Below are 20948 nucleotides of genomic sequence, written 5' to 3' on the forward strand. Positions count from 1 at the left end.
CTGCAGGCTTACCCTCTGGCGACTTCCGGCCGATTCACACAAGGACAACCCCATGAGCCGCATTTTCGCCGACAACGCCCACTCCATTGGCAATACGCCGTTGGTGCAGATCAACCGCATCGCGCCGCGGGGGGTGACGATCCTGGCGAAAATCGAGGGGCGTAACCCGGGGTATTCGGTCAAATGCCGCATTGGCGCCAACATGATCTGGGACGCCGAGGCCTCCGGCCGCCTCAAGCCCGGCATGACCATCGTGGAGCCCACCTCCGGCAACACCGGTATCGGCCTGGCGTTTGTGGCGGCGGCGCGCGGCTACAAGCTGATGCTGACCATGCCTGCGTCCATGAGCCTGGAGCGGCGCAAGGTGCTCAAGGCGCTGGGCGCCGAACTGGTGCTCACCGAGCCGGCCAAGGGTATGAAGGGCGCGATCGAGAAAGCCACGGAAATTGTAACGGCAGACCCAGCCACCTACTTCATGCCGCAGCAGTTTGAAAACCCGGCCAACCCGGCCATCCATGAGAAAACCACTGGGCCGGAAATCTGGAATGACACCGACGGGGCGGTTGACGTGCTGGTGGCGGGCGTGGGCACCGGCGGCACCATCACTGGTGTGTCCCGTTACATCAAGCAGGTGCAGGGCAAGCAGATCCTTTCCGTGGCGGTCGAGCCGATCGGTTCGCCGGTGATCACTCAGGCGCTGGCCGGGGAGGAGATCAAGCCGTCCCCGCATAAAATCCAGGGGATCGGCGCAGGCTTTGTACCGAAAAACCTCGACCTGAGCCTGGTGGACCGGGTAGAGCAGGTGAGCGATGACGAATCCAAGGCCATGGCGCTGCGGCTGATGCGTGAGGAAGGCATTCTGTGCGGTATTTCCTGCGGTGCGGCAATGGCCGCAGCGGTGCGCCTGGCCGAGAAGCCGGAAATGCAAGGCAAGACGCTGGTAGTGATCCTGCCGGATTCGGGCGAGCGCTACCTGTCGAGCATGCTGTTCAGCGACCTGTTCACCGAGCAGGAAAACCAGGCCTGAACATGACATCCGTCATACCCACCCGCCGCTGACCTGTGCGCGGCGGGGCTTCGGGTTTATCATGGCGGCCTGCCAAAACCCAGGAGCGCTGCATGACCCTCTCGTTCACCGCCAAGGCCCTTGTGCTGCTGATGTTCATCGGCAGCACGCTCTATGTGCACTTGCGCGGCAAGGCGCGGCTGCCGGTGCTGCGCCAGTTCGTCAACCACTCGGCATTGTTTGCGCCCTATAACGCGCTGATGTACCTGTTTTCCAGCGTGCCGTCCCGGCCCTATCTGGACCGTAGCCGCTTTCCGGAACTCGATGTACTGAAGGACAACTGGGGCGTGATTCGCGAGGAGGCGATGCGCCTGTTCGACGAGGGCTACATCCGTGCCGCCGAGAAGAACAACGACGCGGGCTTCGGGTCGTTCTTCAAGAAAGGCTGGAAGCGCTTCTACCTCAAGTGGTACGACAAACCGCTGCCGTCGGCGATGGCGCTGTGCCCACGCACAGTCGAGCTGGTGAGCGGGATTCCTAACGTGAAAGGCGCCATGTTTGCGTTGCTGCCTGGTGGTAGCCATCTCAACCCGCACCGCGACCCCTTCGCAGGCTCCCTGCGGTATCACCTGGGGCTGGCCACGCCCAACTCGGATGCCTGCCGCATTTACGTGGATGGCCAACCCTATGCCTGGCGCGACGGCCAGGATGTGATGTTCGATGAAACCTACGTGCACTGGGTGAAGAACGAAACCGATGAAACCCGGGTGATCCTGTTCTGTGACATCGAGCGGCCACTGTCCAACCGCCTGATGACGCGGATCAACCGCAGCGTCAGCGACTTCCTGGGCCGTGCCACCGCGCCGCAGAACCTCGACGACGAGCGTGTAGGCGGTATCAACCAGGCCTATGCCTGGAGCAAGCGCTTCAGTGACCGCACCAGCTCGGGCGTGAAGCAGTTCAAACGGCGCCATCCCAAGGCCTATCGGGTATTGCGCCCTGTGCTGGCGGTCGTGGTGCTGACCGCGCTGGGCTACTGGCTGTTCAGCTAAGCCTTTCCTTCCCATTCGCGGCGCCGATGCCGCGGATGCGGCCTGAATATGGGACACCTGTCACAAATCCATATCCTGATGGCACTTTGGTGAAACGGAGCGGCACTTTTGACGAAGCGGGCTGCCTCACATCGGGGTAAGCTTGCAGGGCTCGATGGTTGGATCCATCCTTCGCGCTTACCCTAGAGGGAGCGGTGCTTGCGATGGATTCCTCGCATTTCGGGAATTTCTTCAGGATGTCTGTTTTATGACGTTTTGCCTGGTAAGAACGGCGCGTATCAGCGACTGCGCGGCGCTGCGTGCCGTTCATGCAAACCCTGCACACGGTGTATCCGTGCCTGCCGACAACGACCCGGACCTGTGCGGGCTGTTGGCCACAACGCTTGGCCGCTACCCCTTCCTGGTAGCCGAATGCAACGATGAAATTGTCGGCTTTGCCTACGCCCGTGCTCACAAGGCGCCCTTGGCGTTGCGCTGGTCCGTGGACGTTACCGTGTACATGACGCCCCGCGGTCGGGAGCTGGGCATGCTGCGGTCGCTGTACCGCTCGCTGCTCGAACATTTGCAGGAGCAAGGTTACCTGGCGGTGTATGCCGGCGTGGCGATCACCGACACGGAAACCATCGCCCTCCACGAAGCGCTGGGCTTTGTGCACATCGGCATGGGCCAGGCGCTGGACCTGCGCGGCGACGCCGAGTATTGGTGCCTTACCTTGGGCGGTAGCGCAGGGTGCGGTGGTGCGGGGTATGGCCTTCCTCAAGCGCCGTCACGGCTGTTCGCAAGCTGATACCGCGGTACCTTGGTGGCCTTGGTCGCGCGCAAGCGCGGCCGCTACGGGCGATCGGTAGCGCCTGTGGCTACGCTTGCAGGTCCACCACCGCTTGGGCAACGTCCGCCAGCCGCTGGCCGCGTTCCATGGCTGCTTGGCGCAGGCGCGCGTAAGCGTCGCTTTCGCTCAGGCGGTACTCGTCCATCAGGCGCTTTTTCGCACGCTCGATGATCTTGCGTTCGGTGAGTGCACGGCGGGCCTGTTCAAGCTCATCGCTGGTGCTTACCAGCCGCTGGGTTTGCGCATGCAGCAGGTCCAGTACCGAGCGCCCCAGTTGCGGGCCCAGGCCATCCTGCGGCGGGGCGTCGAGCCCGCTGGCATATACGCTGAACAGTCGAGCCTGCTCGCTCTGCCCCGTGCTTTCCAGGCTGGCCAGCCGACGCAGCAGCAGGCGGTGATTGTGAAGGTCGGCGCGTGCGAGTTGGATACTCTGCCGGCAGCCGTCCTGCAGGGCACGGGTGAGGTGATTTTCCACATCCTTGAGCGCGTCGATACGCCGTGTGGCGATGTCAAACCATACCCGGGACAGGGCCGGGTCCACGCACGCGCCAGCGTGGGTACGCAGTGCCATGGCGCGCATGCGCTGTAATTGCATCAGGGTTTCGCTGCTGAGTTGAGCCTGCCAGAGCGTAAGCGCGCCCGCATCGGCGAACTCGCAAAACACCTCGAAACACCGGTCCTGGGCCTGGCCCAGATGTTCCAGCCGCTGGCGCAAAGCTTCGTCGAAATAGCCGATAGCGAAGCCATTGACGCCAATGGCCCGCTCCTGCCCGGCCAGTTCCTTGCCCTGCATGAAATTGAACAGCGCCACCAACAGCCGGGTGATGGCCGGGTCGATCGCCGTGTCCGCAGCTTCGAATACTACCGCCAGCAAGCCGCCGATCAACCGGGTAAGCGCGCTGGTGGCTTCTACCGCGGTAATTCGCCGCTCACGTACACGGCGGCGCAAACCAGGCAGCTCCTCAAAGCCGTGCAATACATAGGCGATGCGGTTGAACAGCCGCGCCCTGTCGGTTGAGGCCGCTGCGTCGAGGTCCATGCCCTCGAAACAGGCGCGCACCTGTTCTTCGATGGCCTGGGATTCTTCCGCCAGCCGTTGCAGCTCGTCGAGATGATCCTCGAGTGCGCTGCCCAGGTGGAGATTCGACCAGCCGCGCTCTCGCTGAATCGCATGCACCAGCTGGCTAAGCGCTGATACCAGATCGCACGTGAAGGCCAGGCTCTCCAGGCCTTCGAGTTCGATCCGGCGGGCCGCCAACATGAAGCGCAGGGCGGGGGGCATGTAGTGATCTGACATGAGCGTTCAGGTATCAAGGGGTCCTGTCTGATTAGAGCACGATAGGCCAGGCGTCGCCCATGTGATGGAGGCATTTGGCTACTGTTTTTTCAGGCACCGCAGTGCTGAAAAGCGCGCCCGCAGTTTTTCCAATTGCTCGGTCAATTGCTGACGCTGCCCGGCGTCGCTCAATGCGAGCACTGCCTGGGTCAGGGCCCGGGCCGCCGCCTGGCTGTTGCCGCGATCTGCCCTGTAGGCTTCACTCCACAGCGCCTCGCGCCGTTGCAACAACTGAGCGATACGCGACTCGAAACCTGGCTCCGCCCGGTGCTCGAGTGCCGTAAGCAACGCCTGCTGCCAGTGTTCGCGATTCTCCAGCGCTACCGCGTTGTGATTACCAAGCTGGGCAGACCAGCGGCTGATCGCTGCGTCCTGCTCTGCGCTGACTCGGCCGAGCCAGGGCTTGAGCCGGTCGTGCATCTTTTCGGCTCGGGTTTCTATCTGCTTCGCCAGTGGCGGGGCAACCTGTTCCCGGCGGCGCTTGGCAATGTCCTTGGCGAAGGCTTCACGCAATGCACTGACCTGTTCGTCGGTGAGGTTGCGCAGCAATGTCACGGCCGAGGGCGTGATCTGCCGGGCAATGGCGTTGGTGGCCTCTTCGGCGTCCCGGGTGAGCGCCTGCAAGGTGTCGTCGCTTACGTTTTGCGTGGTTACCAGCGATTGAAGGCGATCCAACCATGGCAGATACCCGGGAAGCTGCGTCTGGCAATGCCAGCGCAAGTGCTCTGCCAGCTGATCCTCGAACCACGCCTTCTGCTCCCGGTTCATGTCCAGGTAGTCGTCGAGGCCCCAGGGGATCAACGTATCAAGGTTGCGATATGCCAGGTCCATGCGGGTACACGCGGCGAGGGCCAAGACCGCCAGAAGACACACCGCCAACCATCCTCGATGAACCGCACAACCCCTCATCGTTCCCCCGTATCCGCTACTGCTGCCTGCGCTAACGGTAGAACGCCGGTGGGCGCGGCGCAAACCGGTGGCGCTAGAAGAACGCCCGCTGCGCCTTGAGGGTAACCATGCTGTCGCAGGCCGGGTTGTGCCCTGAGTAAGCCACGCACTCGCCGCCCCGCAGGTCGGAGCTGCTGTAGATGAGGTTGAGGTCTACGCCCATCAGCGGCCGGGATACCTGCATGGACCAGTCACTGAAGCCCTCGACCAGTTCGCCATCACCCAGCGCGTAAGGTGAGCTGAGGCTGTAGCGGCTGACCTTGACCGACACGTCGAGGTTGAACAGCGGCAACTGGCCAAAATCCGCGAACAGCGTGCCGGATCGGCTGTCCACCGCCTCGCTGAAGGCCGCGCCGAAACGGCTTTCGAACACTCGCATGCCCGCATACAACTGATGGCTGTTGCCGTCGGCCACATCGGGCCGGGTATAACTGATCATGCCCAACTCATAGCCGAAATCCGGCACCAGGCGGCGCTTGTACCCCAGGTAGCTGTCCAGCTCGAAGTTGCTGTCTGGCGTAAGCCCGACGCTGGGAGACCACTGGCCGAAATACCAGCCGCTGTCATGGGTAACGTCGATACCGCCATGGAAAGAGCCGATGGTGCCAGGCGCTACCAGGCCCTGGGCCATGCTGCGCGTTGGCGTTGTGCCCAGTTTCAGGTCGAAGTCGCCCAGTTCGCGCTGCAGGGTCTGGGCGTGAAGGTGAGGTGCGGCCAGAAGGCCCGCGGTCAGCATCAGGCTGGGTTTGAGCATGCGTCTCTCCCTGGCGCAAGGCGCGGAGGCTGCTGCGTGGTGCTTGCAACGGTATCGGGTTAAGGCAGATGCCCGGTTTAGACGGGTCAGAGGATACCTTCGATCACCATTCGAGGGGCCATCATGGAGTGCCATTCGTCGATTTGGCCGGATCCGGCGGTTTGCCCGGCCTATGGCCACAGCTGCGTCTAGCCTGTGGGGGCAGGTGGGCGCGGCCATCCGGTGAAGCAGCAGGCAAAACCCGGGAAGGGTCGCGCCGGGGTGAGTTACACTAACGGCTTGTCAACATAGGTGTCGGTCATGGCTTTGGTGGGTCGCTACAACAGCTTGCAAGTGGTCAAGCATACGGATTTCGGGCTGTACCTGGACGGCGGCGCCGATGGGGAGATTCTTCTGCCCAACCGCTACGTGCCCAAGGATATCCCGCACGAGGTCGAGGACTGGCTCAACGTGTTCGTGTACCTGGACAGCGAAGACAAGCTGCTGGCAACTACCGAGAAGCCCAAGGTGCAGGTTGGCGAGTTTGCCAGCCTCAAGGTCAAGGAAATCAATTCCATCGGGATTTTTCTGGACTGGGGCCTCCCCAAAGACCTGTTGCTGCCGTTCTCCGAAGAAAAACGCCAGGTGCGTGCCGGGGAATACTGCGTGGTTCATGTGTTCCTGGACCGCCGTACGCGCCGCATCACGGCCAGCGCCAAGGTTGACCGCTACCTCGATAAAACCCCGGCCACGTACAAGGTCGGCCAGGCCGTGCAGGTGCTGGTCGCCGCCCAGACCGACCTGGGGTTCAACGCGATCATCGAGAACGCCCACTGGGGCTTGATCCACAAGAACGAGGTGTTCAAGTTCCTGCGTAGCGGCATGCGCGAAACTGCCTACATCAAGGCGGTACGCGAGGACGGCAAGATTGCCCTGAGCTTGCAGCCCGTAGGCGAGCAGGCGGTCACAGGCCTGCAGCAGCAGATCGTGGAGGCCTTGCGCAAGGCGGGGGGCAGCTTGCCCTTGAGCGACCGCAGTGAACCCGAAGTGATCGCCCAGCAGTTCGGCGTGAGCAAGGGCAACTTCAAGAAGGCCATCGGCGCGCTGTACAAGGCCGGGAAAATTGTCATCCGCCCGGATGGCATTTCGTTAGCGCCGTGACCCTTCGTCGGCGGCCGCCAACTTGCCAAACAAATGTTGAAACTCATGAGCGGAGCGGTTTGTCCATCTTTATGCCGATTGAATTCATTTCAATCCACACCGAGGAGTAATACTCATGAGCGGTACTGGCGACAAGATCAAAGGCAAGGCTAACGAACTCGCGGGCAAAGCCCAGCAAGCGGTAGGCGATGCCACCAACAGCCCTGAAACCAAGGCCAAAGGCGCTGCACGTGAAATCAAGGGTGAAGCCCAGCAAACCAAGGGCGACATCAAGGAAACGGTGACCAAGGGCACTCGATCCTGAAGCTGAGTAAAACTTCGTAATACTACAGCGGTCATCTCAGGATGGCCGCTGTGCTATCAGGCATGGCGAAATCACAGGGGCTGGCTTAGCCAGGCCAAGGGGATAGTCAAAAGGAGCCCGCCAGATGATTTTTCCAGATATGAAGCAGTTACCGCTGACCAAGGTATTGGTCCGCACCGTTCAAGAGTTCTCCAACGACGAAATGTCCACCTACGCCTCCGCCTTGGCGTATCAGATGCTGTTCTCTTTATTCCCGTTCCTGTTGTTCCTGATCGCGATGATCGGTTTCTTACATCTTCCGGATTTCTTCTCATGGCTGCGTGAGCAGGCGACCATGGTGTTGCCCCCCCAGGCCCTGGATTCTGTGAACCCTGTGATTGACCAGCTGCAACAGTCAAAGGGCGGCCTGTTGTCGTTCGGTATCATCGCCGCGCTCTGGACGGCTTCAGCGGCGGTACGCTCACTGATGAGTGCAATGAACGCGGCCTACGATGTGGCAGAAGGCCGCCCAGCCTGGAAGCGCCTGCCGCTCTCGGTGCTGTACACCATAGGCCTGGCCGGGATGCTGCTGTGCGCGGCTGCGTTGATGGTGCTGGGGCCGCAAGTGATGAACTGGATCGCCGGGCAGATCGGCCTCGAAAGCATCACGGTGACCATCTGGACCATTGCCCGCTGGCCGGTTGTAGTGGTGTTGCTGATGTTGGCCGTGGCATTGATCTACTACCTGATGCCAGACGTGGATCAACGCTTCCGCTTCCTCACCCCTGGTGCCGTGCTGGCCGTGGTGGTGTGGATTCTTGCGTCGGTCGGGTTCGCCTATTACGTACAGAACTTCGCTGACTACAACGCCATGTATGGAAGCATTGGCGCGATCATCATCCTGCTGCTGTACTTCTACATCTCGTCGGCCGTTCTGCTGCTGGGGGCGGAAATGAACGCGGTAATCGAGCATATGTCCGCCGAGGGCAAGGACAAGGGCGAGAAAGCCCCTGGCGAGCCGTCGGAAGGGAATGAAGACGAGCGCGCGGGCCTGGGCGGCGCCAAGACCTGATGCAGGGCGGGGAGGTCCTATGATTCGCGATATCCTGAAGATGGGCGATGAACGATTGTTGCGGGTCGCACCTCCTGTTCCCGAAGCGCTGTTTGGTAGCCATGAGCTGGACGAGCTCATAGCCGACATGTTCGCGACCATGGGCGAGGCCGGCGGCGTAGGGCTGGCCGCGCCTCAAATCGGCGTGGACTTGCAGGTGGTGGTGTTCGGCTTCGAAAGCAATGCACGGTACCCCGGCGCGGCGGCCGTGGAACGGACAGTACTGATCAACCCGTTGATCACGCCGCTGAGCCCGGAGCTGGAGGAGGGTTGGGAAGGTTGCCTGTCCATCCCTGGCCTGCGCGGCATGGTTGCCCGCTACAAGCACATCCGCTACGAAGGCGTGGACCCTCGGGGCAAGGCGATGCAGCGGGTAGCCCATGATTTTCACGCCCGGGTGGTGCAGCACGAGGTTGACCACCTGATCGGCCGGCTATACCCCTCGCGCATCACCGACTTCGGCCGCTTCGGCTATACCAGCGTGCTGTTCCCCGAGCTGGAACGCTGAACCTTATAGTCACTCGTGTCAGGATGAATCCTGTGGGAGCAAGCGAAGCCGAAGGCGTAGCTCGCGAACGAGGCCTCATCGGTTCACCTTCCGAAACGTCAGGTTCAACCTCCGGCCGCCTGTAAGTGGGTGTTCGCCAGCCTTCACCGGCGCTACCCCATGGAAGCGCAGCCGATCTTCGCCGCCCCACACCACCACGTCACCATGTTGCAGGCTGTACCGTTCCACGGGGTCGCTGCGGTGGGCGCCGCCGAACAGGAACACGGCCGGCAACCCCAATGATACCGAAACGATAGGCGCGGCAAGGTCTTGCTCGTCCTTGTCCTGGTGTAGCGACAAGCGAGCCCCGGGGGCGTAGCTATTGATCAAACAGGCATCAGGATCGAACGCGGCATAGCCTGCCGCCTCGGCGGCATCATGCGCCAGCTTCACGAAGACTTCAGGCATAGGTGGCCAGGGCTGGCCGGAAAGCGGATCGAGCGGGCCATAGCGGTAGCCCTTCAGGTCGCTGTTCCAACCGAGGCGGCCACAGTTGGTCATCGCCACCGACATGGTGAAGCCACCTGGCGTTACCAGGTGGCGAGGCGGGCTTTGCGCTTCAATGGCCTGCACGGCCTCGACCAGGGCCTTGGCCCGGGCCAGGGCGAAGCCCTCCAGCAGCCACGCACCAGGCCCCAACTGCCGGCGTTCACCAATGGAGCGGGGCAGGTCGCCGAACAGGTCGAGGGTGAACATGGCTCAGTCCACGCCCACGACCCCGCCGGTCTGGTGCCGCCACAGGCGCGAATACAAGCCCTTGTGCGTCAGCAGTTCGCTGTGGCTGCCCACTTCCACAACACGGCCTTTGTCCATCACCACCAGCCGGTCCATCTGGGCGATGGTGGACAAGCGGTGAGCGATGGCGATCACGGTCTTGCCTTCCATCAAGGTTTCCAGGCTCTCCTGAATGGCTGCTTCCACTTCGGAGTCCAGCGCCGAGGTGGCTTCGTCCATGATGAGGATCGGCGCGTTTTTCAGCAGCACCCGGGCAATGGCAATGCGCTGCCGCTGGCCACCGGAGAGCTTCACGCCGCGTTCGCCCACATGGGCGTCCAGGCCGATTCGGCCCTGAGTGTCGGTGAGGTGCGCCAGGAACTCATCCGCCTTGGCCTTGCGCAGGGCCTCCCACAGCTCTTCGTCGGTGGCTTCCGGGCGCCCATACAAGAGGTTGTCGCGGATCGAACGGTGGAGCAGGGCGGTGTCCTGGGTAATCAGGCCTATCTGTTCGCGCAGGCTCTCCTGGCGTACATGGGCGATGTCCTGGCCGTCGATGAGGATGCGCCCGCTCTCGAGGTCGTAGAGCCGCAGCAGCAGGTTCACCACCGTGGATTTACCAGCTCCGGAAGGGCCGATCAGGCCGATGTTCTCGCCCGGCGCGATTTCCAGGTCCAGCCCGCTGATCACGCGGCCAACCTTGCCATAGTGGAATTCCGCGGCTTCGAAACGGATGCCGCCGCGCTCCACCTTGAGGTCCTTGGCGTCGGGCATGTCCGTCACGCTCAAAGGTTGGGCGATGGTTTGCAGGCCGTCCTGGACCATGCCGATGTTCTCGAAGATGCCGTTGACCACCCACATGATCCAGCCAGACATATTGACGATTCGAATCACCAGGCCAGTCGCCAGGGCGATAGCACCCACAGTGAGCAAGCCTTGGGTCCACAGCCACAGTGCCAGGCCGGTGGTGCCCACGATCAGCAAGCCGTTGAGCGTGGTGATCACCACGTCCATGCTGGTGATCACTCGGCTGGCCAGTTGTGTCTTCTCGGTTTGCTCGGTAATGGCCTCGCGGGCGTATTCCTGTTCGAGGTTGGTGTGGGCGAACAGCTTGAGCGTGGTGATGTTGGTGTAACCGTCCACGATCCGGCCCATCAGCTTGGAGCGGGCATCGGAGGACACCACCGAGCGCTCTTTCACCCGCGGCACGAAGTACCAGAGGGAAACCACGTAGGCGAGGATCCACAGGATCAACGGGATCATCAGGCGCCAGTCGCTTTCAGCGAACAGCACCAGCGAACTTACGGCGTAGATTGCCACGTGCCACAGGGCATCCACTGCCTGTACGGCGGAGTCACGCAGGGAGTTGCCGGTTTGCATGATCCGGGTGGCGATGCGGCCTGCGAAGTCGCTCTGGAAGAAGTTCATGCTCTGCTTGAGCACATGGCTGTGGTTTTGCCAGCGGATCATGCTGGTCATGCCCGGCGAGATGGTCTGGTGCACCAGCAGGTCGTGCAGGCACACGAACACCGGCCGGATGACCATCGCCACCACGAGCATCCACAGCAGGCTGCCCCAGTGTTCGCTGAAGAAGCGATCGGGCGCGGTGCTGTTGACCATGTCGATGATGTCGCTGAGGTAGCTGAACAACGCCACTTCGATCAGTGCGGCGATCAGGCCTACAACCAGCAGGGCCGCGAAACTGGGCCACACCTGGCGCAGGTAATACAGGTAGAACGAGGTGACCTTGCCAGGCGGTGCGTCGGTGGGTGCTTCACGAAATACATCGATCCACTTTTCGAAACGGCGGTACAGCATTGGCATCCCCTCCAGTTCAGTACACCGCCCGGGGTACGGGCGGTGGCAAGGCACGGATCAGTCGATACGCTTGGCGGTCTTGATCAGGATCGGGTTGGACGGCACGTTCTGCATGCCGCCGCGGTTGGTGGTGGGGCTGTTGACGATGTTGGTGACAACGTCCATGCCCTTGACCACCTTGCCGAACACGGCATAACCGAAGTCCCGGCCACCATGATCAAGGAAGGCGTTGTCGTTGACGTTGATGAAAAACTGGCTGGTGGCCGAGTTCACATCGGAAGTACGTGCCATGGCCAAGGTACCGGTCAGGTTTTTCAGGCCGTTGTCGGCTTCGTTCTTGATGGGCGCCTGGGTAGGCTTTTCGCTCATGTTGCGGTCGTAGCCGCCGCCCTGAACCATGAAGCCAGGGATTACCCGATGGAATTGGGTGCCGTTGTAGTGGCCGCTGTCCACGTAGCTCAAAAATTTTTGGGTGCTGATCGGCGCCTTGTCGGCATCGAGTTCTACTTCGATCGGGCCCATATCGGTATCCAGCAGCACATGGGGCTTGTTCGCGGGCGCTGCCTGAAGGGTAGCAGCGAACATCACGGAGCAGGCGCAAAGAACGAGTTGTTTGAACATGGAGGCAGGGCTTCCTTCGTGTAAGTGTTTGTAATGACTGCCGCACGCTGCGGCGCCTCAGCCGAGGCAGCTTCACAGGGTAGCGCAAAAGGCCCTCGATACCCTTAATGGATGCCCGCTGGGCGCGGACGTTCCACTGCCGTGGGCTCAGGTGGAGGGCGGTGCGGCGAAGGGGGCATCCAGGGGCGCGGTGTCGAAACTGCGTAACAGCTCCACCAGGATCTGGGTGGCGGGGCCGAGGGGCTTTTCCTTGCTGGCATACAGGTAGAACACCGGGTGGCGGCTGCCGCCCTGGTCCAACGGCAGCGGCTTGAGCAATGCCTCGCGCAACTCGCGCTCGATCATATGGCGCGGCAGCCAGGCAAAGCCCAACCCGCTGCTCACGAAGTTGGCAGCGGTAGCAAGGCTGCCGACCGTCCAGCGTTGCTCGGCCCCCAGCCAACCCACGTCGCGCGGCTGTTGCCGCCCGGAGTCGCGAATCACGACCTGCAACTGGCTTTCCAGGTCCTGGAACGTAAGTTCGCGGTTCATCCGGTGCAGGGGGTGATCCGGGTGGGCCACCGCCACAAACTCCACGGCGCTCATCTCGGTGCCCAGGTAACCGGGGATGTTGAACGAGCTGATGGCCAGGTCCGCGATGCCTTCCTGCAGCACTTCTTCCACGCCAGACAGCACTTCCTCGCGCAGCCGCACCCGGCAGCCGCGGCTTTGCGGCATGAACGCCGTCAAGGCGCGCACAAGGCGGGCATTGGGGTAGGCGGCGTCCACCACCAGGCGCACCTCGGCCTCCCAGCCTTGCTCCATATGCTGGGCAAGGTCTTCCAGCTGGCTGGCTTGCTTCACCAGTTGCCGGGAGCGGCGCAGCAGCACCGCGCCGGCATCGGTAAGTACGGCCTTGCGGCCATCGATGCGCAGCAGCGGTACGCCCAGCTGTTCCTGCATGCGCCCCACGGTGTAGCTCACCGACGACTGGGAGCGGTGGAGCGCCTGCGCCGCCTGGGCGAAACCACCGTGATCGACAACTGCCTGGAGGGTACGCCACTGATCGAGGGTTACGCGGGGTGCCTTCATTCGGGGCTACCTGAAAAGTGTGATGGCTTATTAAACAGGAAAACTGATGCTTTGTAGCGATTTTTTGCGCTTTTCAATCGATAGGACAGCCATTAACCTGCGCTCATTCCACAACATATCTTCCAATGAGGTTCGCCATGTCCCGTGTACAAGTGATCGAAAGCAGCGCTCGCCAGGAAGGTTCGGTTTCCCGGGACCTGACCCAAGCCTTTATCGCTCAATGGAAAGCCGCGCACCCGGATGACAGCATCCAGGTACGTGACCTGGCCCGCCAGCCGGTTCCTCACCTGGACGCAACCCTGCTGGGTGGCTGGATGAAGCCTGAGGCCGATCGTACGGTTGCCGAAGCCGAGGCATTGGCCCGCTCCAACGAGCTTACCGAAGAAGTGTTAACTACCGACGTGCTGGTACTGGCCGCGCCGATGTACAACTTCGCGATCCCCAGCACCCTCAAGGCCTGGTTCGACCATGTGCTGCGTGCCGGCGTAACCTTCAAGTACACCGAAACCGGCCCGCAAGGCTTGCTCACCGGCAAACGTGCGTATGTGCTTACCGCTCGCGGTGGTATCCATGCCGGCGCGGCCAGCGACCACCAGGAACCCTACCTGCGCCAGGTACTGGCGTTCATCGGTATCCATAACGTGACGTTCATTCATGCCGAAGGCCTGAACATGGGCGCCGAGTTCCTTGAAAAAGGCTTGGGCCAGGCCCGTGCGCAGCTAGCGGACATTGCCTGAGCCGGCTGCCTGAATGTGTTAAAGTCGCGCGCTTTGCCCGAAGCGCGCCATGCCCTACCTGCTGATCGTCACCCTCGTTCAAGCCTTCTCCTTCAGCCTGATCGGCGAATACCTTGCCGGTCATGTGGACAGCTACTTCGCCGTGCTCGCGCGGGTGCTGATCGCAGGCCTGGTGTTCCTCCCGCTTACTCGCTGGCGTGAAGTGCCCGCAGCGTTTGCCCGCCGGCTGCTGCTGATCGGCGCGTTACAGTTCGGGGTGACGTACGTGTGCCTGTACTTGAGCTTCCGCGTGCTCACGGTACCCGAAGTGCTGCTGTTCACCATCCTTACCCCTGTGCACGTGACCCTGCTGCAGGATGCCTTCGAGCGCCGCTTCAACGGCTGGGCATTATTGGCCGCACTGGTTGCGGTGGCGGGGGCGGCGGTCATCCGTTTCGATGGTATTTCCGGGCATTTCCTGGGCGGCTTTTTGTTGCTTCAGCTGGCCAACTTCACCTACGCGGCAGGGCAGGTGCTGTACAAGCGCCTTGTGGCCGAGCAACCGTTGCCCGGGCCGCATTTCCATCGCTTCGGCTATCTCTTCCTTGGCGCGGTGCTGGTGGCGTTGCCGGCCTACCTGGCGTTCGGCAATCTTTCCCGGCTTCCCGATGCGCCCCTGCAGTGGGGTGTGCTGCTGTTCCTTGGGCTAATAGCGACCGCATTCGGCATGTACGCCTGGAACAAAGGGGCCAGCCAGGTGCCCGCCGCCACGCTGGCGGTGATGAATAACCTGCACGTGCCGGTGGGCCTGTTGCTCAACCTGCTGATCTGGAACCACAACGAACCGCTCGGCCGCCTGGCACTGGGCGGCGCGATTATCCTCGCCTCGGTGTGGATCAGCCGTCGCCGCTTGGCGCTGGCCTGACCATGTCGGCGGGTCGCCCGGGCACCCGCTCGGGCGCTTGCGGCTCGCTTGTAGGCCGAAGCTCCGCTACCCTATGCCGTCGTTCCACGTTCTCCTTCGAGGTAGTACCCCAGTGTTTTCCCAATTCGCCCTTCATGAACGCCTGCTCAAAGCCGTGGCCGAGCTCAATTTCGTCGAGCCGACCCCTGTGCAGGTCGCGGCCATTCCGCCAGCGCTCGAAGGGCGTGACCTGCGGGTAACCGCCCAGACCGGCAGCGGCAAGACCGCCGCGTTCGTACTGCCCTTGCTCAACCGCCTCATCGGCCCGGCGCGCCCACGCGTGGATATCCGCGCGATCATCCTGCTGCCCACCCGTGAGCTGGCCCAGCAAACCCTCAAGGAGGTGGAGCGCTTCGCCCGCTACACCTTCATCAAGGCGGGGCTGATCACTGGCGGCGAGGATTTCAAGTTACAAGCGGCGATGCTGCGCAAGGTGCCGGACATCCTCATTGGCACGCCGGGCCGGCTGCTTGAGCACCTCAACGCTGGCAACCTCGACCTGGCCCAGGTGGAAGTGATCGTGCTCGATGAAGCCGACCGCATGCTGGACATGGGCTTCGCCGAAGACGTGAACCGCCTGTGCGACCTGTGCCCGCCACAGCGCCAGACGCTGCTGTTCTCCGCCACCACGGGCGGCGCGGGCCTGCGCGACATGATTGCCAAGGTGCTGAAAGATCCCGCCCACTTGATGGTCAACAACGTGAGTGACCTTAGCGAGTCGGTGAAGCAGCAGATCATCACCGCGGACCATAACGCCCACAAGGAAGCGATCGTTCAGTGGCTGCTGGCCAACGAAACCTATCGCAAGGCCATCGTGTTCACCAACACCCGCAGCATGGCCGACCGCATTTATGGCCACCTGGTAGCGAAGGACTTCAAGGTATTCGTGCTGCACGGCGAGAAGGACCAGAAGGACCGCAAGCTGGCCATCGAGCGCCTGAAGCAGGGCGCTGCGAAGATCCTCGTGGCCACGGACGTCGCTGCTCGCGGCCTGGACGTGGACGGCCTGGACCTGGTGATCAACTTCGACCTGCCCCGCAGCGGTGACGAGTACGTTCACCGCGTGGGCCGTACGGGTCGCGCTGGCAACGAAGGGCTAGCGATTTCTTTGATCTGCCACGGCGACTGGAACCTCATGTCCAGCATCGAGCGCTACCTGAAGCAGAACTTCGAGCGCCGGGTGATCAAGGAAGTGAAAGGCACCTACAGCGGGCCGAAGAAGCTCAAGGCTTCAGGCAAGGCCGTTGGGGTGAAGAAGAAAAAGACCGACAAGGACAAGAAGCCCGCCGCCAAGGCCACGCCCAAGCGCAAGCCGAACGCGCGCAAGCCTGACAGCGCGGGCCTTGCCAGCCAGGACGGCCTGGCTCCGCTGAGAAAGCGCAAGCCCGAATGACCTTTGCCCGGGGCTGACCGAACGGTCACCCCGGGCCTCGGTCACAACCAGGAATGCTGTGCCCTCCCTCATTCCTGGAGTTACCGCACCATGCCTACCTATAACTGGGACCTGATCGAACGCTTGCTGCACAAGGTGCAAAGCACTGCCGGAGAAACCTTCGACAGCGATCACTCCGCCGAAGAACTCGCGCAAACCCAGGCCGCCGAAGGCGCTACCCCTGTCGGGGTGGATGACCTCAAGGCAGATGCTTCGAGCTATGAAACGCTGTTGCGCGAACGTGGTTTCATTGAAGCGGGCGCCGGGCAGGGCTATCAACTGACCACCAACGGCGCTCGCTTGCTTGCCTTGCTGGACAGCAGCATCCCGGACAGTGAGCACCCTCGGGACGTGCTCGACGAGCAGGAAGATGCCCTCGATCCGCTGACATTCGTGGAGCTGGCCAACAAGGCGCAAGTTGCCCCCTGAACGCACGACCATCTCGCGGTGGAACCTCTGAATCCCGCGCAAGGTCATCCGTTACACAGCACGGGAGCAAGCTGCCCTTCAGCATCGCTTCCGTCTGCCGATAACGGGATTATCAGGGGTGCTGGCTGGTGACCGTCGGTCGCCACAGGTCGGCCAAAGCCCTCACTGCGATCATTCGTCGCAGCGGGGGCGATGCGCTGGCCGGCCCCCCGGGTTTATGATCTGTACAGTAACGGCACACGCAGTTGCCGTATCGGGCAAGTCCCAAGGGGGGCATGTGATGCAAGACAAACTCTTCAACTGGCTGCATGACCTGGCTGTCGCGCTTGGTTTGATACCGCCCATGCAACCGGTTCCAATCCCCACCGAAGACGAGCGCAAGCGGCGCCAACCTCGCCGCTGAGCTTCTTCGGTACTTTTCAAGCTGCGGCGGCCAGGCCTGCTGGCAGCTTGGCTGAAGCAGGGCCGTACACGTCCGGCGATTCCGGGAACAGCTTGAGCAGCGTCAGGTAGATCACTGCAGCCAGCCCCAGCGTGACCGGCAAGCTGATATCAATGCCGCCCGCTAGCTCGCCCAGCACACCTACGAATTGCCCGGGCAGGTTGACGAAGCACAGCCCTACCAGTGCGCTAGGGATCCAGGCCCCCATGCCCCGCCAGTTCCAGCCATGGTGGAACCAGTAGCGGCCGCCGCGCTGGCCGCGGGTGAACACCTGCAAGTCGTCCGGGCAGTACCAGCCGCGGCGTTTCATCAGGCCGATCAGCATGATCACCATCCAAGGCGTGGTGCAGGTGATGATCAGTACCGCGAAGGTGGACACGCTTTGCACCAGGTTCGCCGCGAAGCGCCCGATAAAGATGAACGCGATGGACATAAGGCCGATCAGCAGCGTGGCCTTCACTCGGCTCAGCACCCGTGGAAACACACTGGACATGTCCAGCCCGGTGCCATAGAGCGACGTAGTGCCGGTGGACATGCCGCCGATCACCGCCAGCAGGCACACCGGCAAGAAGTACCAGGTAGGCGCGATGGCCAACAGCCCGCCGACGTAGTTGTTACTGGCAATGTAGTCCGGCGCCTGCACCGCAACGATGGTGGCGGTGACCAGCCCGAAAAAGAACGGCAGCAGCGTCGCCAGCTGGGCCAGTACCACCGCGCCCAGAATGCGCGAGCGTGGAGCGGTGCGTGGGATGTAGCGGGACCAGTCGCCCAGGAAAGCACCAAAGGAAATCGGGTTGCTCATCGCCACCAACGCGGCGCCGATGAAGGCCGCCCAGAACCCTTCCTGGCCTTGGGCAACCTGGCCGGCATAGTGCGGATCGAACGGGCCGGCGAAGGCCACCATGCCCAGCAGGAACAAGACGCTGGCGCTCCACACGGCCACCTTGTTCACCCACAGCAGGAAGCGGAAGCCGTAGATGCACACGGTAAGCACCAGGATCGCAAACAGGCCATAGGCCAGCCCGAGGGTAAGGTCGCTTTCAGCCAGGCCTACGAGGCGATGCGCGCCACCCACCAGTGCGTCGCCGGAGCTCCACACCGAGATGGAGAAGAACGCGATTGCGGTGAGCAGTGAGAGGAACGAGCCGACGATACGGCCATGGACACCGAAGTGAGCGCCTGAGGACACGGCATTGTTGGTGCCGTTGATAGGGCCGAACAACCCCATGGGCGCCAGGATCAAGGCCCCCACCAGCACCCCGGCGATGATCGCCAGCGCCCCCGCCTGGAAGGACAGCCCGAACAACACCGGGAAGCTGCCCAGTACCGCCGTGGAAAAGGTGTTGGCGCCGCCGAAGATCATCCGGAACAGGTCCAGCGGCGTGGCCGTGCGGTCCTTGTCCGGGATCTGCTCGACCCCATAGGTTTCAATCTTGCCGATGCTCTGATTCGCGTTGTTGTTATGCATGATCTGCTCCGATCACTTTTTTTAGTGGCAAGCTTCAAGCGGCAAGCTGAAGCTTCCCGCTCATGGCTTTTTCTTTTTTCTCAGGCTCTCACTATTTGCAGCTTGCAGCTTGCAGCTTGCAGCTTGCAGCTTGCAGCTTGCAGCTTGCAGCTATGGAACATCAGCGGTGTGCCACCCCCGGCATCACGCACAGCATTTCGTACAGCAGGTTGGCGCCCAGCAACGAGGTATTACCGGTGGTGTCGTAAGGGGGCGAAACCTCCACCAAGTCGCCGCCGATCAGGTCCAGGCCCTGGCAACCGCGGATGATTTCCAGCGCCTGGATGGTGGTAAGGCCACCCACTTCCGGGGTGCCGGTGCCCGGAGCCCAAGCGGGGTCGATGCCGTCGATGTCGAAACTCAGGTACACCGGGCCGCCATCCACCTTGGCGCGCACTTCTTCCATCAGCGGAGCGAGCGAGCGGTGCCAGCATTCTTCGGCCTGCACCACACGAAAGCCCTGCCGGCGGCTCCAGTTGAAGTCATCGGCGGTATAGCCCTGGGCCCGCAAGCCGATCTGCACCACGCGGTCGCAATCGAGCAGGCCTTCTTCCACAGCGCGGCGGAACGTGGTGCCGTGGGCGATTTTCTCGCCGAACATGTGGTCGTTTACGTCGGCGTGGGCGTCCACGTGCACCAGGCCGATCTTGCCGTGCTTTTTGTGCAGGGCACGCAGGATCGGCAGCGTGATGGTGTGATCGCCGCCCAGCGTCAGGGGCTTCACGTTGTGCTCGATGATGCCGTCGTAGGCTTCTTCGATGATTCGCACCGCATCCAGCAGGTTGAAGGTGTTGATCGCCACGTCACCGATGTCGGCGACCGAGAGGGAATCGAAGGGCGCCGCACCGGTGGCCATGTTGTAGGGGCGGATCATCACCGACTCGGCGCGGATTTCCCGCGGGCCGAAACGGGTGCCCGAGCGCAGCGACGTGCCGATGTCCAGGGGTACGCCCACGAAGGCGACGTCCAGCCCGGCCGGGGAGGCCAGGTGGGGCAGGCGCATCATGGTGGCGATGCCGCCGAAGCGCGGCATTTCATTGCCGCCCAGGGGTTGGTGGAGAATCTTGTCCACGGTAAGCCTCGTTCTGCGAAAGCGGGATGGCTGGAGTCTGCGCAACCGCCCGCGCCGGAAGAATCGGGCCGAGGAAAAACTTAGTTCAGGTATTTCTGAAGTAATGGCATGCTGCGTTCCTCGCTTTTCTGCCCTTGCCTGACCCGAGTGCTGCCATGGCCAATGCCTTTCCGGACCTTAAACTGCTGCGTATCTTTACCAGCGTGGTGCATCACCAGGGCTTCGCCAACGCCCAGCAGGCGCTCAACCTGTCCACCTCTGCGATCAGCACCTACATGAGCCAGCTGGAGGCCGCGCTGGGTATCGTGCTGTGCCACCGTGGCCGTGGCGGTTTCAGCCTTACCAGCAAGGGCGAGTTGTTCCATCAGGAGGCGCTGCGCCTGCTGGCGGAAATGGAAGGCTTCGAACGCTATGCCGCCGCGCTCAAGGGCGAGCTACGCGGCACGCTGAACCTGGGCGTGATCGACTCCACCGTAGGTGATCGCCAGTTGCCGTTTGCCGAAGCCATCGGCGCCTATACCCAGGAGCACCCGGCGGTGCATATCCATCTGGCGGTACAAAGCCCTTACGAGCTGCAGCTGGGCGTGCAGGAAAACCGCCTGGACCTTGCCATAGGCGCGTTCTCCACGCGCATGAGCGGGCTGGTGTATCAACCGCTGTATCGCGAGCAGCACTGGCTCTATTGCAGTAGCCGGCATCCGTTGTATGCCGAGCGGCGCATCCCCGAGCAGGTCATTACTCAACAGCGCATGGTAGGGCGGGGCTACTGGAGCCAGGCCGAGCTGGCGCGCCATGGCTTCAAACACAGCGCCGCAACCGTGGACAGCATGGAAGCGCAGCTGATTCTGGTGTTGTCTGGCGCCTATATCGGGTACCTGCCGGAACACTACGCCCAACCGTGGGCAGATAAAGGCGACTTGCGCGTGCTGTCACCGGCGACCTTCGGCTATCAGGCGCCGTTCTCGTTGATCCTGCGCCGGGGCCGCACCCGCGAACCCCTGATCCAGACATTCCGTGATCTGCTCAAAAGCCAGCTGCTGGCGAGATAACCGCAGCCTGGGTTAAAGATCGCGCATGCAGCGCCGACACCCCCTGGAAAGGATCCCGGTTTCTCGCCATCGCGCGCCCCTCTGCTAGCCTTAAGCGCGACCGAGGG

Annotated in this window: 22 protein-coding genes; 13 read left to right on the forward strand and 9 right to left on the reverse strand. The window is 62.4% G+C overall.

The genetic code is table 11. The features are described 5' to 3' along the window. Window positions 1-52: 52 nt before the first annotated feature. The 3 genes from cysK (at window position 53) to LG385_RS03255 (ending at window position 2845) form a co-directional block, all read left to right on the forward strand. Entirely contained in the window at window positions 53-1027 is a 975-nt protein-coding gene (gene cysK, locus LG385_RS03245; RefSeq protein WP_181111512.1) for a cysteine synthase A, read from the forward strand. A 92-nt stretch (window positions 1028-1119) separates the two neighbouring features. Beyond that, window positions 1120-2058, forward strand: coding sequence for an aspartyl/asparaginyl beta-hydroxylase domain-containing protein (locus LG385_RS03250; RefSeq protein ID WP_225772372.1), 939 nt, complete (start codon window positions 1120-1122; stop codon window positions 2056-2058). A gap of 247 nt (window positions 2059-2305) precedes the next feature. Then, on the forward strand, window positions 2306-2845 hold the full coding sequence (locus LG385_RS03255; protein ID WP_225772374.1) for a GNAT family N-acetyltransferase: 540 nt from the start codon (window positions 2306-2308) through the stop codon (window positions 2843-2845). Window positions 2846-2915: 70 nt separating this feature from the next. Here the strand turns inward: LG385_RS03255 and LG385_RS03260 are convergent, their stop codons facing one another. The 3 genes from LG385_RS03260 to LG385_RS03270 all read right to left on the reverse strand — a co-directional run bounded on the left by LG385_RS03260 (window position 2916) and on the right by LG385_RS03270 (window position 5925). After that, window positions 2916-4184, reverse strand: a complete 1269-nt coding sequence (locus LG385_RS03260; RefSeq protein ID WP_225772376.1) for a nitrate regulatory protein — start codon at window positions 4182-4184, stop codon at window positions 2916-2918. A 78-nt stretch (window positions 4185-4262) separates the two neighbouring features. Beyond that, the gene (locus LG385_RS03265) at window positions 4263-5054 is read right to left on the reverse strand and encodes a DUF6279 family lipoprotein (RefSeq protein ID WP_225772378.1); all 792 of its coding nucleotides are present in this window, start codon (window positions 5052-5054) and stop codon (window positions 4263-4265) included. 151 nt (window positions 5055-5205) lie between these two features. Beyond that, window positions 5206-5925 (reverse strand): TorF family putative porin, encoded by a 720-nt coding sequence (locus tag LG385_RS03270; RefSeq protein WP_225772380.1) that lies wholly within the window; start codon window positions 5923-5925, stop codon window positions 5206-5208. A 300-nt stretch (window positions 5926-6225) separates the two neighbouring features. Here LG385_RS03270 and LG385_RS03275 point away from each other — a divergent pair, with 300 nt between their 5' ends. The 4 genes from LG385_RS03275 to def all read left to right on the forward strand — a co-directional run bounded on the left by LG385_RS03275 (window position 6226) and on the right by def (window position 8967). Continuing rightward, complete coding sequence (locus LG385_RS03275) at window positions 6226-7065, forward strand: S1 RNA-binding domain-containing protein (RefSeq protein ID WP_225772382.1); 840 nt, start codon at window positions 6226-6228, stop codon at window positions 7063-7065. 115 nt (window positions 7066-7180) lie between these two features. Beyond that, a complete protein-coding gene (locus LG385_RS03280) occupies window positions 7181-7369 on the forward strand; it encodes a CsbD family protein (protein ID WP_181111518.1) in 189 nt (62 codons plus the stop codon). 124 nt (window positions 7370-7493) lie between these two features. Further along, window positions 7494-8420: a YihY/virulence factor BrkB family protein gene (locus LG385_RS03285; protein ID WP_225772384.1), complete on the forward strand. Its 927-nt coding sequence runs from the start codon at window positions 7494-7496 to the stop codon at window positions 8418-8420. 19 nt (window positions 8421-8439) lie between these two features. Further along, on the forward strand, window positions 8440-8967 hold the full coding sequence (def, locus tag LG385_RS03290; protein WP_181120021.1) for a peptide deformylase: 528 nt from the start codon (window positions 8440-8442) through the stop codon (window positions 8965-8967). Between the two features lie 75 nt (window positions 8968-9042). Here the strand turns inward: def and alkB are convergent, their stop codons facing one another. From alkB to LG385_RS03310, 4 genes are all read right to left on the reverse strand, one after another. Then, a complete protein-coding gene (gene alkB, locus LG385_RS03295) occupies window positions 9043-9702 on the reverse strand; it encodes a DNA oxidative demethylase AlkB (RefSeq protein ID WP_225772386.1) in 660 nt (219 codons plus the stop codon). Between the two features lie 3 nt (window positions 9703-9705). Continuing rightward, complete coding sequence (locus tag LG385_RS03300) at window positions 9706-11538, reverse strand: ABC transporter ATP-binding protein (RefSeq protein ID WP_225772388.1); 1833 nt, start codon at window positions 11536-11538, stop codon at window positions 9706-9708. A gap of 57 nt (window positions 11539-11595) precedes the next feature. Then, window positions 11596-12159: a peptidylprolyl isomerase gene (locus LG385_RS03305; protein ID WP_225772391.1), complete on the reverse strand. Its 564-nt coding sequence runs from the start codon at window positions 12157-12159 to the stop codon at window positions 11596-11598. Window positions 12160-12306: 147 nt separating this feature from the next. Next, the gene (locus LG385_RS03310; protein ID WP_225772393.1) at window positions 12307-13230 is read right to left on the reverse strand and encodes a LysR family transcriptional regulator; all 924 of its coding nucleotides are present in this window, start codon (window positions 13228-13230) and stop codon (window positions 12307-12309) included. Window positions 13231-13367: 137 nt separating this feature from the next. Here LG385_RS03310 and LG385_RS03315 point away from each other — a divergent pair, with 137 nt between their 5' ends. From LG385_RS03315 to LG385_RS25405, 5 genes are all read left to right on the forward strand, one after another. Continuing rightward, entirely contained in the window at window positions 13368-13967 is a 600-nt protein-coding gene (locus LG385_RS03315) for an FMN-dependent NADH-azoreductase (RefSeq protein ID WP_225772395.1), read from the forward strand. Window positions 13968-14016: 49 nt separating this feature from the next. Then, window positions 14017-14871, forward strand: coding sequence for a carboxylate/amino acid/amine transporter (locus LG385_RS03320; protein WP_225772398.1), 855 nt, complete (start codon window positions 14017-14019; stop codon window positions 14869-14871). A 112-nt stretch (window positions 14872-14983) separates the two neighbouring features. Then, complete coding sequence (locus tag LG385_RS03325) at window positions 14984-16303, forward strand: DEAD/DEAH box helicase (protein ID WP_225772400.1); 1320 nt, start codon at window positions 14984-14986, stop codon at window positions 16301-16303. Window positions 16304-16393: 90 nt separating this feature from the next. Next, a complete protein-coding gene (locus LG385_RS03330) occupies window positions 16394-16771 on the forward strand; it encodes a transcriptional regulator (RefSeq protein WP_225772402.1) in 378 nt (125 codons plus the stop codon). Between the two features lie 280 nt (window positions 16772-17051). Beyond that, window positions 17052-17174 carry a PA1414 family protein gene (locus LG385_RS25405; protein WP_258195055.1) on the forward strand — a complete coding sequence of 41 codons (123 nt, stop codon included), beginning with the start codon at window positions 17052-17054 and terminating at the stop codon, window positions 17172-17174. A gap of 16 nt (window positions 17175-17190) precedes the next feature. On the opposite strand, the gene LG385_RS03335 is transcribed toward LG385_RS25405, so the two are convergent. Then, window positions 17191-18681, reverse strand: a complete 1491-nt coding sequence (locus LG385_RS03335) for a purine-cytosine permease family protein (protein ID WP_225772404.1) — start codon at window positions 18679-18681, stop codon at window positions 17191-17193. A gap of 160 nt (window positions 18682-18841) precedes the next feature. Further along, window positions 18842-19792, reverse strand: a complete 951-nt coding sequence (speB, locus tag LG385_RS03340) for an agmatinase (protein WP_181111530.1) — start codon at window positions 19790-19792, stop codon at window positions 18842-18844. Window positions 19793-19947: 155 nt separating this feature from the next. Between speB and LG385_RS03345 the strand changes: the two genes are divergently transcribed. Continuing rightward, the gene (locus tag LG385_RS03345; RefSeq protein ID WP_181111531.1) at window positions 19948-20841 is read left to right on the forward strand and encodes a LysR family transcriptional regulator; all 894 of its coding nucleotides are present in this window, start codon (window positions 19948-19950) and stop codon (window positions 20839-20841) included. Window positions 20842-20948: the final 107 nt, after the last annotated feature.

Source organism: Pseudomonas sp. Marseille-Q5115 (assembly GCF_916618905.1).
GTDB classification, from domain to species: domain Bacteria; phylum Pseudomonadota; class Gammaproteobacteria; order Pseudomonadales; family Pseudomonadaceae; genus Aquipseudomonas; species Aquipseudomonas japonica_A.